The sequence below is a fragment of the Rhizobium sp. BK176 genome (genome assembly GCF_024808055.1).
In genome coordinates, this window is record NZ_JANUBV010000009.1 from 20,329 (window position 1) to 34,133 (window position 13,805).

13 protein-coding genes are annotated in these 13,805 nt (G+C 59.1%); 8 read left to right on the plus strand and 5 right to left on the minus strand.

The genetic code is table 11. From position 1 onward, the window contains the following. The first annotated feature begins 2 nt into the window (after positions 1 to 2). Entirely contained in the window at positions 3 to 647 is a 645-nt protein-coding gene (locus tag FHT76_RS24010) for a TetR/AcrR family transcriptional regulator (protein WP_183859327.1), read from the plus strand. A 62-nt stretch (positions 648 to 709) separates the two neighbouring features. On the opposite strand, the gene FHT76_RS24015 is transcribed toward FHT76_RS24010, so the two are convergent. Beyond that, positions 710 to 1,897, minus strand: a complete 1,188-nt coding sequence (locus FHT76_RS24015) for a hypothetical protein (RefSeq protein WP_183859325.1) — start codon at positions 1,895 to 1,897, stop codon at positions 710 to 712. Positions 1,898 to 2,133: 236 nt separating this feature from the next. Between FHT76_RS24015 and parC the strand changes: the two genes are divergently transcribed. Together parC and FHT76_RS24025 are read left to right on the plus strand one after the other, a co-directional pair. Continuing rightward, positions 2,134 to 4,389, plus strand: coding sequence for a DNA topoisomerase IV subunit A (gene parC, locus FHT76_RS24020; protein WP_183751480.1), 2,256 nt, complete (start codon positions 2,134 to 2,136; stop codon positions 4,387 to 4,389). Positions 4,390 to 4,544: 155 nt separating this feature from the next. After that, the gene (locus FHT76_RS24025; RefSeq protein WP_183751478.1) at positions 4,545 to 5,054 is read left to right on the plus strand and encodes an SRPBCC domain-containing protein; all 510 of its coding nucleotides are present in this window, start codon (positions 4,545 to 4,547) and stop codon (positions 5,052 to 5,054) included. Here FHT76_RS24025 and FHT76_RS24030 read toward each other — a convergent pair. The 4 genes from FHT76_RS24030 to hemB form a co-directional block, all read right to left on the minus strand. After that, positions 4,993 to 5,880: a DMT family transporter gene (locus FHT76_RS24030; RefSeq protein ID WP_183751476.1), complete on the minus strand. Its 888-nt coding sequence runs from the start codon at positions 5,878 to 5,880 to the stop codon at positions 4,993 to 4,995. The genes FHT76_RS24025 and FHT76_RS24030 overlap by 62 nt on opposite strands. Continuing rightward, a complete protein-coding gene (locus FHT76_RS24035; RefSeq protein WP_183751474.1) occupies positions 5,881 to 6,657 on the minus strand; it encodes an arginyltransferase in 777 nt (258 codons plus the stop codon). A gap of 178 nt (positions 6,658 to 6,835) precedes the next feature. Next, entirely contained in the window at positions 6,836 to 7,294 is a 459-nt protein-coding gene (locus tag FHT76_RS24040; RefSeq protein ID WP_183859323.1) for an RDD family protein, read from the minus strand. A 75-nt stretch (positions 7,295 to 7,369) separates the two neighbouring features. Next, positions 7,370 to 8,383: a porphobilinogen synthase gene (gene hemB, locus FHT76_RS24045; protein WP_183859321.1), complete on the minus strand. Its 1,014-nt coding sequence runs from the start codon at positions 8,381 to 8,383 to the stop codon at positions 7,370 to 7,372. A gap of 134 nt (positions 8,384 to 8,517) precedes the next feature. Here hemB and FHT76_RS24050 point away from each other — a divergent pair, with 134 nt between their 5' ends. From FHT76_RS24050 to glyA, 5 genes are all read left to right on the plus strand, one after another. Continuing rightward, a complete protein-coding gene (locus tag FHT76_RS24050; RefSeq protein WP_183751454.1) occupies positions 8,518 to 8,955 on the plus strand; it encodes a DUF6163 family protein in 438 nt (145 codons plus the stop codon). Between the two features lie 129 nt (positions 8,956 to 9,084). Then, on the plus strand, positions 9,085 to 9,600 hold the full coding sequence (gene ldtR, locus FHT76_RS24055) for a transcriptional regulator LdtR (RefSeq protein WP_183751452.1): 516 nt from the start codon (positions 9,085 to 9,087) through the stop codon (positions 9,598 to 9,600). Positions 9,601 to 9,786: 186 nt separating this feature from the next. Beyond that, positions 9,787 to 10,632 (plus strand): glycosyl transferase, encoded by an 846-nt coding sequence (locus tag FHT76_RS24060; RefSeq protein WP_183859319.1) that lies wholly within the window; start codon positions 9,787 to 9,789, stop codon positions 10,630 to 10,632. 386 nt (positions 10,633 to 11,018) lie between these two features. Further along, positions 11,019 to 12,323 (plus strand): murein L,D-transpeptidase, encoded by a 1,305-nt coding sequence (locus FHT76_RS24065; RefSeq protein WP_114712245.1) that lies wholly within the window; start codon positions 11,019 to 11,021, stop codon positions 12,321 to 12,323. A gap of 177 nt (positions 12,324 to 12,500) precedes the next feature. Beyond that, positions 12,501 to 13,799 (plus strand): serine hydroxymethyltransferase, encoded by a 1,299-nt coding sequence (gene glyA / locus FHT76_RS24070; RefSeq protein ID WP_183751450.1) that lies wholly within the window; start codon positions 12,501 to 12,503, stop codon positions 13,797 to 13,799. Positions 13,800 to 13,805: the final 6 nt, after the last annotated feature.

Consider the following 13,805-nt stretch of genomic DNA (forward strand, 5'->3'; position numbering starts at 1 on the left):
GAGTGATCACTATGAAAAATAACGACGACGGGAAAAATAGCGGTCAGAAGAAGCGCGGCCGCCCGCCGGCCTTCGATCGCGAGACGGTGCTTTCCGCCGCACGCGACGTCTTCTGGCAGCACGGCTATGACGGCAGCTCGATCGCCGATCTTACTGCCTCGATGGGGATTACGCCCCAGAGCCTCTACGCGGCCTTCCGCTCCAAGGCGGAGCTTTATCGCGAGGCGCTCGCGCAATATCGCCGCATGCCGCGCCCCGAACCCGGCAATCCTTTCCAGGCAGAGATCGACACCGTCACTGCCTTCGAGCGGTTCCTGAACAACTCGGCCGCCATTTTCACCGCGCCAGACCATCCGAAGGGCTGTATGATTTCGACGGCTGTGTTGAATTGCGCGGCCGAGAATGAGGACATTGCCGAATATGTCTCCTCGCTGCGGACGCAGACGCTCGACATTTTCGTGGCGCGCATCGAACGCGGCATCAAGGAGGGGGATATAAGCAAGGACGCGAACGCCCGATCGCTTGCCCGCTTTATGGGGGCGATCGTCCAGGGCATGTCGGTCCAGGCACGTGACGGCGCCACGGCCTCAGAACTGGCTGAAATGACCAGCCACGCAATCCATGAGTTGCGCCGCTACATTGCGTGACCGTTGCCCAAACAGAAAGGAACCCAGCGGCAGAGCGGGTCGCCGGGTTCCAGAGGCTCAGATCAATCGTTTGCGGTCACCTTCACGCCGAGGACTTGCGGCAGTGTATTCGGTGCGCCCATCGCGGCACCCATGATCATTGGGAACGGAACGGGCTTTGCCGGAGCGGCAGCGAGCGTCAGGTTCTTCGGATTGTCGAGGAAGGTGCTGACAGCCGCCGATATGGCGTTCTGCAGCTCCGGGATGTTGAGTTGCGCCAGCATGATCGGCGTCATCGCCTTCAACGAATCCGCCATCTGTTGGCCGGAGATGTTCTGCTGGCTGCCGGCGTAGTCGAGGGCGCGTTTGGTGATGGAAGCGTCATCGAAGCGGATCTGGGCGCTTTCGAACGACAGCTGCTGCATCAGCCCGAGCATCGACAGACCGAGGGCCTGCTGCGCCTCTTCCTTGTTCTGGTTTGCTTCCGCCTGCTTGGCCGCCTCCTGCAGCGACTTTATGAAAGGCATCGTGTAGCCGGAGATCTTAAAGGCGAGGTTCAGCTTGCCGATGTTGTTGAAGTCGAAGGCGAATTCGGAGACGTCGATCGTGCCGGGTGTCAGCTCCCAGGCGCCCTTCATCGTGATGTCGCCCTGGACGTGCTGGAGCGCGAGCTTGTCGATCGCTTCCTTGCTCTGCGCGTCGGTTGTCTTGCTGAGATCGGCCTTGAGACCCTTGAAAGCGCCATCAAAATCGAAGCCGGATTCGTCTTCGCGAAGCGTCAGGTTCATGTCGCTTTCAGCGAGCGAGAACAGCTCTGCCCCGTTCTGGACAACCTTCACCGGACCGCTGTGGGCGCTCTCGTAGAGCAGCATCGAGTCGAGCCCTTCACCCTTCGGATCGGCAGGGATCGAAATACCGCTCAGCGTCAGGTCGGTTGCTGTGAAAGTGGAGCCCTCGTTCGTAGCGCTGATGTTCGGGAAGGATGCTTCCTCGACATAGTAGCCGCCGTCTTCGTCTTCCTCGACGCCTTTCATCGTGATGTCGCCAATCTGCACCGCTTCGCCGCTGTTGGCCTTGAAGCTCGCCTGCTTCAGCGTCACCGTCGTGCCGTCGACATCGACGCCATCGGCAACGATCGTGCCTCCCTGCTGGCTGTAAGCGGCGTTGATCTTCGTCAGCAGAGCCTGGCCATCGAGGGCAAAGGCCGAGCCGGCGAGAGAAAGAAAAGCGGCGCCCGAAAGCATCAGCCGTGTCGTCCGGTAAAAAGTCATCTTGGGTCCCTTAGTGGCGGTGCGTAGCGGTGGCTCTGTTCGTAGCCGATCTACTGCGGTTCGATCGCGGTTTATATTTGTGTATTTCTAAATTTGTGTTGAAGGGAAAACGAAAGAACGACCAAATTCGGGCAAAGCAGCTACTGTCATTCTTTTCTCATCGTTCCAAGACTTCATCCACAGCCCGAATGCTTGGATTCCTTGCTCAAATAGGACATCTCGGCTAGTCAGGACATATGGGACAACAGATTTTGCCGCCCTCCGGCGGAGACGACGACAGTATCCTTCCGGTCGATCTGAAGGCGGCGCTTGAAGAGCGCTATCTCGCCTATGCGCTATCGACTATCATGCACCGCGCGCTGCCCGACGTGCGCGACGGCTTGAAGCCGGTGCACCGCCGTATCATTCACGCCATGAGCGAGATGGGCATCCGGCCCAATTCCGCCTTCAAGAAATGTGCCCGTATCGTCGGCGATGTCATCGGTAAGTTTCACCCGCATGGCGATCAGTCGGTCTATGATGCGCTGGTGCGTCTGGCGCAGGATTTCTCGCAACGCTACCCTGTCGTCGACGGGCAGGGCAACTTCGGCAACATCGACGGCGACAGTGCTGCTGCCTATCGATACACCGAAGCCCGCATGACCGAGGTCGCCGGTCTCCTGCTCGATGGCATCGAACAGGATGCAGTTGATTTCCGCCCGACCTACAACGAGGAAGACGAAGAGCCGGTCGTCCTGCCGGGCGCCTTTCCGAACCTACTGGCGAATGGCTCGTCTGGTATTGCCGTCGGTATGGCGACCTCCATTCCGTCGCATAACGTCCACGAGCTCTGCGACGCCGCACTTCACCTCATCAAGCATCCCGATGCTTCGGTCGAAAAGCTGGTGGAGTTCATCCCCGGCCCGGATTTCCCGACGGGCGGCATCATCATCGACAGCCGCGAAAGCATCATCGAGGCTTACAAGACCGGCCGCGGCGGATTTCGCACACGCGCCAAGTGGGAGACCGAGGACCTCGGTCGTGGCGGTTATCAGATCGTCGTTACCGAAATCCCGTTCCAGGTCCAGAAGTCCCGATTGATCGAAAAGATCGCCGAACTCCTGTTGGCGCGAAAACTGCCCTTGCTCGAGGACATCCGCGACGAATCCGCCGAAGACGTCCGCGTCGTGCTGGTACCGAAGAACCGGACAGTCGATCCGACGATCCTTATGGAATCGATGTTCAAGCTGACGGAACTGGAAAGTCGCTTCCCGCTGAACATGAACGTTCTCTCCATGGGGCGCATCCCGCGCGTCATGGCGTTGAACGAGGTCCTGAAGGAGTGGCTCGACCACCGTCGTGAAGTGCTGCAGCGCCGCTCGCGCTTCCGTCTCGCCGCTATCGATCGTCGCTTGGAAATCCTCGGCGGCTTGCTGATCGCCTACCTCAATATCGACGAGGTCATTCGCATCATCCGCGAAGAGGATGAGCCGAAGCCCGTGATGATCGCGCGCTGGTCGCTGACCGACAACCAAGTCGAAGCGATCCTCAATATGCGCCTGCGGTCGTTGCGCAAGCTTGAGGAATTCGAGATCCGCACTGAATTCGACGCGCTCACCAAGGAGAAGGGCGAGATCGAGGCGCTGCTGGCATCCGAGGACAAGCAGTGGCAGACGGTCGCCTGGGAAATCGGCGAGGTGAAGAAGAAGTTCGCGAAGGCGACCGAGCTCGGCCGCCGCCGCACACAGTTTGCCGACGCGCCTGAAGCTGATGAGCAGGCAATCCAGCAGGCGATGATCGAGAAGGAGCCGATCACCGTCGTCGTCTCAGAAAAAGGCTGGATCCGCGCGCTGAAGGGACACATCTCCGACACCGCGACCCTGACCTTCAAGGAAGGCGACGCGTTGAAGGTTGCCTTCCCGGCACAGACGACCGACAAGATCCTGATCATCACCACGGGTGGCAAGGCCTACACGCTTGGTGGCGACAAGCTGCCCGGCGGTCGAGGTCATGGCGAGCCTCTGCGTATCATGATCGACATGGAAAATGATCAGGACGTGCTGACGGCGTTCGTGCACGATCCGGCCCGTAAGCAATTGATCGTCTCGACGGCGGGCAACGGTTTCGTTGTCGCCGAGACCGACATGGTCGCCAATACCCGCAAGGGCAAGCAGATCATGAACGTCTCCATGCCCGAGGAGACGAAGCTGATTGTTCCGGTCAGCGGCGATCATGTCGCTGTCGTTGGCGAGAACCGCAAGCTGCTCGCCTTCCCGCTGGCGCAGGTGCCTGAAATGGGGCGCGGCAAGGGCGTCCGCCTGCAGCGCTACAAGGACGGCGGCATTTCCGATGTGCGCTGCTTCGCCATTGCCGACGGCCTCGTCTGGGAAGATAGTGCCGGCCGCACCTTTACGAAAAACAAGGACGAGCTGGCCGAATGGCTCGCCGATCGCGCGACCGCCGGTCGCACCGTTCCGAAGGGTTTTCCGCGCAGCGGCAAGTTCGCAGGTTGAGGCAAAAATAAATCCGCGCGCCGCTCTTGGCGAGCGGTGCAATTCCTCTAATTCTGTCCTGTAATCACAACATGGACAGACATCATTCCGTAGGCGGACGGAATGATCGAATGTGGCGCTTTCGGGAGCATCATGTCGATCACGGAGGAATGTTGATGAGTGCTTGCAATACCATCACCTTGAATGTTGCGCATACTTTCAATGCCTCGCCCTGCGCTGTCTATGACGCATGGCTGAACCCTCAGATTGCAAAACGCTTTCTCTTCGCGAGCGATGAAGGCCGCGTGATCCGCGCCGATATCGATCCGAAGGTTGGCGGGCATTTTCTCGTCATCGATCGGCGTCCGACTGGTGATGCGGTTCATTACGGCGTGTTTCTGGAACTGCGTCGTCCGCGACGGATGGTCTTCTGCTTCTCTGCAGCCGAGCATGATCACAATGCGGACCGAATCCAGATAGACATCGAACCCCTTGCAGAAGGCACACGGCTGACGCTCTCACACGAAATGTGCTCTGAATGGGGGCAGTTCGAGGAGCAGACGCGGCAGGGTTGGGTTCACGTCATGCAAGGGCTCGAGCGCGAACTCGATGCCATGCAGGTGGTCAATGTGCCAGAGATTGTCGCGAAGGTTTCCGCCGAACCATCCAAAGCGAGTGCGCCATAATCGCGCAGACCAGGATCGTGCCGCCGATGAGAGTCATCGTCGGCGGCGCTTCTGCGAAAATTAACCAGATCCAGATCGGAGCCAGGATGGTTTCGAGCAGGTAGAACATGCCGACTTCCGGCGCCGACAGGTAACGCGGCCCCGTGGCAAGGCACCAAAACGCAACCGGCATCAGCAGCGCGCCGTTGAGGACGATCCACGCCGGATGCTCTATGACGAGTCCAGCCGGCAAAGCGTTGGCAAAACCGAGGATGGCAGGCATGGCGGCCGCAAGCAACGGCACGAAGCCCATGTCTCGGCGCGATGCACGACCGACTGTGATCGCCGACGCGAGGATGAAAGCGCTGAGCAGCGCCATGGCATCGCCGAAGACATGGCCGCCGGCCAATCCGTCACGGACGATCAAGCCAACACCGAACACCATGACGGCCATGGTAACGAGCGTGGAGAGCGAAGGGCGCTCCTTGAGGAATATCCAGGAGAGGAGGGCCCCGAACATCGGATTGAACGCGACGATGAAGACCACATTCGCCGTTGCCGTATTGAAGACGGCGAGCAGGAAGGTCAGCGTCGAGCAGCCGTAGAGCAATCCCGTTGCAAGGCCATGTTTGCCGGGCACAAGCACTGGCCATGTTCCCTTGACGTATCGGATGAGGCAGATCAGGACCACGGTCACGGCGACGGTCGTGATGCTGCGTGCGCCGAGGATCGACCACATGTCTCCATGAGCAAGGCGCACGAGGGGAATGTCCATGGAAAGAGCCAGGCCGCCGATTGCTGTCAGCAGCAGACCCTTCCGATGATCGGAAAGGGAGGGGAGGAGCATTTAGTAGCGTGTACTTTCGGGCAATGCGGAGGGATCGAAACGTTCCCAACCGCGCGAAGTCAGGTGCTCCTGCGGCTGGAAGCGAGTCTTGTAGTCCATTTTCCGCGATCCTTGAACCCAGTAGCCCAAGTAAACGTGCGGAAGACCCAAAGCCTTTGTCCGCCTGATGTGATCAAGGATCATGAAGGTCCCGAGCGAGCGCCGATCCATATCAGGGTTGAAGTAGGAATAGACCATCGACAAGCCGTCGCTCATGGTATCGGTGAGGGCGGCTGCCACCAGTTCGCCCGTCGGCCGCTCTTCGATCCCGGCCCCTTCCTTTCGAAGCCGATACTCGATGATCTTGGTGTTCACATGCGTATCCTCGACCATGATGGCGTAGTCGAGCACAGTCATGTCGGACATTCCGCCCTGTTGGTGGCGAAAATCAAGATAGCGTCGGAACAGCGAATACTGCTCGCTGGAGGGCTGGGCAGGAAACTCCGTGGAGATGATATCGTCGTTTGTCGCCAGAACCCGTTTCATCGACTTTGTCGGCAAGAACTCCTGCGGGAGGATGCGCACCGAGATGCAGGCACGGCAGGCTTCGCACGCTGGCCGATAGGCAATGTTCTGCGATCGGCGAAAGCCGCCCTGTGTCAGGATATCGTTCATCTCCGCTGCACGCGGCCCGACGAGATGTGTGAAGACCTTGCGTTCCATCTCGTGGGCCAGATAAGGGCACGCAGCCGGAGCAGTCAGGTAAAACTGCGGTGAGGGCGTCGTCTGCGTATTCATCTGTTCCGGAGATTTCCTTCGGTTCGCTGCTTATCTACAGGATGACTTAAGAATAAAAAACGTCAACAGCGCGGCCATTCTGTTGTCCGATGTTGCCCGTTATACTTTTGGATATGGCGCCCAAAGGCTGCCAGCAAAGGCCAGCAGCCGCGTTTATTTTAGCGTGTAAGGACCCGATCTAGGCGGTGCGTACGGTGACCGTGCCGACCAGAAAATCGTGGATAAGCCGGCTGCGCTCGGTAAACAGGCCGACCAGCAGAATCAGCGGCGTCAGAACGGAGTTCAAGATCCAGAAAAGCGCCAGGTGAACGATGGCGGTCAGAAAATCCATCCGCTGCCCGTCGACTCGGATGATTGCGATTCCCATTGCGCGCATCCCAAGCGAGGCCTGACTGGAACCGCCAACGGTGAAGCCGAAATAGAGGCCGGCAACGATCACGAACAAGGCCGGATAGAGAAAGAATCCGAGCCCCAGTGTGACGATCGACAGGAAGAAAAGCACGACGGCTGCCGGGATGCAAAGCAGCAGAACGATCACGTAATCGAGGATGAATGCGAAGACACGACGGCTCAGCGTGCCGCTGTAGGCGCGCCACTCGTCCGGTGCGGCATAAAGCGGGTTGGGAGTGAGCGTCATTGTTGCGGTCTCCTTTCGAGAAAGTGATGCCGCTGATATGGTATCGCTTCCCGCAAATGCAATATTTGCGCGCAGTCAGCGCTTGGCTAAAATCCTGGCCACCTCGACCGCAAAATAGGTGAGGACGCCATCACACCCGGCGCGCTTGAATGAAAGCAGGGTTTCCAGCATCGCCCGTTCACCGTCGATCCAGCCGTTCATCGCGGCCGCCTTGATCTGTGTGTATTCGCCCGAAACTTGGTAGGCGAAGGTGGGTAGTCCGAAAGCCTCCTTCATGCGCCAACAGATGTCGAGATAGGGCAGTCCCGGCTTGACCATCAGCATGTCGGCGCCTTCCTCGACGTCGAGCGCCGCGTCCCGGATCGCTTCGGTCCCGTTTGCCGGATCGATGTAATAGGTCTTCTTGTCGCCCTTGAGCAGCCCGCCGGTCGAGATCGCCTCGCGGTAGGGGCCATAGAATGCCGAGGCGAATTTGGTGGCGTAGCTCATGATACCAACATTCTGGTGCCCGGCAGCGTCAAGGGCGCGGCGGATGGCGCCGATTCTACCGTCCATCATCTCCGACGGCGAAATGATGTCAGAGCCGGCATTGGCCTGCATGACGGCCGCGCGCGCAACCTGATCGACCGTCTGGTCGTTGACGATCTCGCCATGTCGCAGGATCCCGTCGTGGCCATGGCTGGTGAAAGGATCGAGCGCCACATCCGTGATGACCCCGATATTGGGCACTGCCTTCTTGATAGCGATCGTCGCCTGGTTGATCAGGTTGTTGGCCTCAAGACTGTTCGATCCGGTTTCGTCGCGGAGTTCCATCTCGATGTTCGGAAAGGTCGCGATCGCCGGGATGCCGAGATCGGCCGCCTCCCTGGTGGCTTCGACGAGCTTATCCACACTCATCCGGTTGACGCCGGGCATTGCCGGTATCGGTTCGATGATGCCGGAGCCGGGAACGACGAAAACCGGCCAGATCAGATCGTCCACCGTCAGCCGGTTTTCCTGTACCAGGCGCCGCGTCCAGTCGGCCTTGCGGTTGCGGCGCATGCGCCGATGGCCGGTGATGTCGTCGACGAGATGCGTCTTGTCCTGCATGGTCGTTCCAGCTTTCTGCCATTCCAATTGTCGATGCGCTCATTATCATGGCACGGCCGAAAACCAAACCGGACGATTGGCCGCAATAATCGAGCCGCTGGCGAAGTCCCAACTGCAACCCTATTGTTTTAGATATGGACGCTGATTCTCCGACGATACCGAAGCCGACGCTAACCAGCGTTCTGTTCATCCTGTTCTTGCGCCTGGTCGCGATGTCCTGCTTCTGGTTTGGATTGCAGTATTGGGCGATGCTTGTCGGCTACTCGCTGGTGGGGGCAGGGCGCTTCGACCTGCTCAGCCTTCCCTGGAAGGTCGCAAGCACCTGCCTTGCCGTTCTCTTTCCTGTTGCGTCCCTCGGCCTTTGGCTGGCCGTCTCCTGGGGCCCGGTAATCTGGGTGCTAGCGGCAGGCGGACAGGTCATCATGCACGGCTTCATGCCGGACGTTTTCGGGTCCAACCGGCTGATCGTTCTCCTGCATATTGCGGTCGCTCTGGTCTACGTGGGATTCCGCGCCGTGCTCTGGTACGAGAAGCGAAAGCGGCGCCAGCAGGTAAGCGTTGATTTACCCTGATACATCTAGGAGATTCGGTAAGGCACTGTTAAGCCTGCGGTTTAAGTAGAATTTTATTTGTATTCGATAGGGTCTGTCTCAAGGCGGGAAGAAAACCAACACCGCCAAACAAACAGTGAGGCAGTCATCATGAACACGAAAATCAAGCCGCAGGCAGTATCGAACTTCCGTGACCAGCAGGAACAGGGCATCCGTGATCTTTACATGGAATCCCTTCATCTTGTTGAACGTCTTCACCGCCGTCTGCTCGACGTCATCAAGGATGAGTTCGACCGTCAGGGTCGCAGCGATGTGAACGCTGTCCAGGCACTTCTCCTCTTCAACATCGGCAACTCCGAGCTGACCGCCGGCGAACTTCGCTCTCGCGGTTACTACCTGGGCTCCAACGTTTCCTACAACGTCAAGAAGCTCGTCGACCTCGGCTTCATCAACCACCAGCGCTCGCGCATCGACCGTCGCTCGGTCCGCATCAGCCTGACGGAAACCGGCCAGGACATCGCGGAAACCGTCGCCAAGCTCTACGAGCGCCACGTAGGCTCGATCGACAAGGTCGGCGGCATCGGTACCGACGAATTCACGCAGATGAACAAGCTGCTGACCCGTCTGGACCGCTTCTGGAACGACCAGATCCTCTACCGCCTGTAATCTCGTAAGCCAACTTCCCTGCTGGCTTATCAGACCTCCAAGGCACGAAAGGGCGCAACGGTATTCCGTAGCGCCCTTTTCGCGTTTCCTCGCTCCGTTGCGGGGGACTACATATTCGGCCGACAACTTGCTAATGACTTCGCACGAACCTTTGGGGGTTCTAGCGTGAATCAGGAGTTGCAGGTCATGGTGTCAGCTGTCTTGGCGGCGAGCGGTGGGGTGAAGCAGGTCATCTGCATCAGTTGGGGGACGAAATATGGTGCCCCCTTCATCAACCGTCTTTATGCCATGGTGAAGCGCAATATCACGCCTCCCTTCACCTTCACTTGCTTCACCGACAATCGCAGCGATCTAAATCCTGAGATCCTTTGCGAGGACCTGCCGCCGCTGGATGTCGAAAACATGCCGGTGAGAACGAAGGGTATTTGGCCCAAGGGGCGACTTTGGGGGCCGAAGCTTGGAAGTTTGAGTGGTCCAGTGCTGTTCCTCGACCTCGATCTGGTCATCGTCGGTTCCCTCGACTCATTCTTCGAGGTCGGCGGTCCTGACGACGTCATCCTGTCGCGCAACCAGACGACGCCGTTTGAACGCCTCGGACAGACATCTCTCTTCCGCTTTCCTGTCGGCAAGCTGGTTTCCTTGCAAGAAAAATTCCGTGCCGATCCCCAAGGGGTTGCTGACGAATATGAATTCGAGCAGCGCTTTGTGACGAGAAATGCGCCCGGCGGCGCGAAGTTCTTTCCGCGTCGGTGGGTGCTCCATTTCAGGCAGGATTGCCGCTGGCCATTCCCGCTCAATTATTTCCTGACGCCACGCCTGCCGGGTGATGCGCGGGTGATCCTGTTTCCACGCGACTTCCATCCGCAGTTCGCGGTCGAAGGACGGTTCGGGTTGAAGGGCCGCGCGGCGCCGCCGCTGGATCATATCCGACACATGTTCGACCCCGAACGAAGACGCAACAGGCCGCTGTTTCGTTATCTGCGCCACTACATCCGACCAACGCCTTGGGTGGCCGACCACTGGCGCGAGTAGGCACCTTCCGTCAACGCTGTCGTGACATCTTTGCAACGCATGGCAGGCAAGCATAATCGCCTGTATTCAAGCCGTTTTTTAGCCGCTATTAACCGCCACATTCTGTGGATCGATATGGTTTTTCCGCGTTGTCTGCGACCGACGGTTGAGTGTGGTGCGAGGCGACACGAATTGGCCATATTAGCATGTCAGCGGAAATGCACGGCAAAATGGCGCTTCCCCAATTGAGGTCCGATAACCTCGTGCTCCCTGCTCGCAATCCTGTGATTGCCGGCAGAGAGATTGTGTAATGCGCCGTGGCGACGGGTTGGTAGGGATTTGCGCTCTCGCAGGGATAGCGAAGGTCGTCGGTCTCTCAAGCAGCGGCAATTTAGTGGTTGGGATGAATGTCGAAGAAAATCGGAACTGAAGCTCTTTCTCGTCGGGCGTTTCTGACGTCTGCGGCAATGGTGGGAGCGGGCGCATTGGCTACCCCCGCACTCGCGCAGTCGGCGATCGATTCGCTCATTAATGCTCCGCAGCGCGGCGATTGGGATGACCAATTCGATGCAAAGGCGGCATCCCGTACGGCGACGGCCGTCGTTTCGAACACGCCGATTCTCGGACCGCAGTCGGTGCCCAGTATCCAGCAGGCGATCATGCAGTATCAGCAGATCGCCTCCGCGGGCGGTTGGCCTCAAGTGAGCCCAAGCCAGCAGCGCCTGCAGATCGGCGTGACGGACCCGGCCGTCCAGGGGCTTCGCCAGCGTTTGGCCATTACCGGCGACCTGCCGCGCGAGGCGGGCATGTCTTCGGCGTTCGATTCCTATGTCGACGGCGCCGTCAAGCGCTTCCAGGCGCGTCACGGCCTTCCGGCTGACGGTGTTATCGGCGAGTTCACCTTGAAGGCGATGAACGTTCCGGCCGATGTTCGCCTGCAGCAACTGAACACCAACCTCATCCGGATTCAGACCTTCCCGGAAGAGCTGGGACGCCGCCATGTGATGGTCAACATTCCGGCGGCTTACGTCGAGGCGGTGGAAGACGGCAGCGTTGCGACGCGCCACGCCGCGGTTGTTGGCCGGCTTAGCCGTCCGACGCATCTCGTTAACTCGAAGATCTACGAAGTTATTCTCAATCCTTATTGGACGGCACCGCGCTCGATCGTCGAAAAAGACATCGTGCCGCTGATGCGCAAGGACCCGACCTACCTCGAGAAGAATGCCATTCGCCTGATCGATGGCAAGGGCAACGAGGTGGCGCCGGAAACGGTCGACTGGAATGCGGAGAAGGCGCCGAATTTCATGTTCCGCCAGGATCCGGGCAAGATCAACGCCATGGCGTCCACGAAGATCAACTTCTACAACAAGAACGGCGAGTACATGCACGACACGCCGCAGCAGGGTCTCTTCAACAAGCTGATGCGCTTTGAGTCCTCTGGCTGTGTCCGCGTCCAGAACGTTCGGGACCTGACGACCTGGCTGCTGCGCGAGACCCCGCCGTGGTCACGTCAGCAAATGGAGCAGGTCATCACGACCCGCGTCAACACACCGATCAAGCTTGCCGAAGAAGTGCCCGTTTACTTCGTCTACATTTCCGCTTGGGGCATGCCGGATGGCGTCGTGCAGTTCCGCGACGATATCTACCAGCTCGACGGCAATGCCGAGCTTGCGCTCGACACGACCGCCACCACGGAGCAGCCGGTTCAATGAGTCAGTTGGATCGCGTTTGATTTTCTCGAAACCGCGCCCCTCTGGCGCGGTTTTTTGTTGTCCTATCGAGCCTGGAACCCGCGGCGCGTAGATTGCCTAGCAAATGTCGTTCTCCGTATTGCCCTTGGCAGGGCAGGGCGCTAATACCTTCGCGCATTCCAGTTGAGGAGCCCGCCCATGACCAATGCTTCCACCCAGACCTTCTTCAATCGCTCGCTTGCCGATACCGATCCGGAAATCTTCGGCTCGATCCAAAAGGAACTCGGTCGCCAGCGTCATGAGATCGAGCTGATCGCTTCGGAAAACATTGTTTCCCGCGCGGTTCTGGAAGCCCAGGGCTCCATCATGACCAACAAGTACGCTGAAGGCTATCCGGGCAAGCGCTACTATGGCGGCTGCCAATTCGTCGATATCGCGGAAGAACTCGCGATCGAGCGCGCCAAGAAGCTCTTCGGCGTCAACTTCGCCAACGTTCAGCCGAACTCCGGTTCGCAGATGAACCAGGCTGTGTTCCTGGCGCTGCTGCAGCCGGGCGACACCTTCATGGGCCTTGATCTCAACTCGGGCGGTCACCTGACACACGGTTCGCCGGTCAACATGTCGGGCAAGTGGTTCAACGTTGTGTCCTACGGCGTGCGCGAAGGCGACAATCTGCTCGACATGGACGAAGTTGCTCGCAAGGCCGAAGAGCACAAGCCGAAGCTGATCATCGCCGGCGGCACCGCTTACTCCCGCATCTGGGACTGGAAGCGTTTCCGCGAGATCGCTGACTCGGTTGGCGCCTACCTGATGGTCGACATGGCCCACATCGCCGGTCTCGTTGCCGGTGGCCAGCATCCGTCGCCGTTCCCGCACTGCCATGTCGCGACTACCACGACCCACAAGTCGCTGCGCGGCCCGCGCGGTGGTGTCATCCTGACCAACGATGAAGATCTGGCGAAGAAGTTCAATTCGGCCGTATTCCCGGGTCTGCAGGGAGGTCCGTTGATGCACATCATCGCTGCCAAGGCCGTTGCCTTCGGCGAGGCGCTGCAGCCCGAGTTCAAGGACTACGCGGCCCAGATCGTCAAGAACGCCAAGGCGCTTGCCGAAACCCTGATCGCAGGCGGCCTCGACGTCGTTTCCGGCGGCACCGACAACCACTTGATGCTGGTTGACCTTCGCAAGAAGAACGCGACCGGCAAGCGTGCCGAAGCAGCGCTCGGGCGCGCCTACGTCACCTGCAACAAGAACGGCATCCCGTTTGACCCTGAAAAGCCTTTCGTCACGTCGGGTGTGCGCCTCGGCGCACCGGCCGGCACGACGCGCGGCTTCAAGGAAGCGGAATTCAAGGAAATCGGCAATCTCATCGTTGAGGTTCTCGACGGCCTGAAGGTCGCCAATTCCGACGAGGGGAACGCAGCCGTGGAAGCAGCCGTTCGCGGCAAGGTGGTCGACCTGACCAACCGCTTCCCAATGTACGATTACATCGGCTAAGGATAG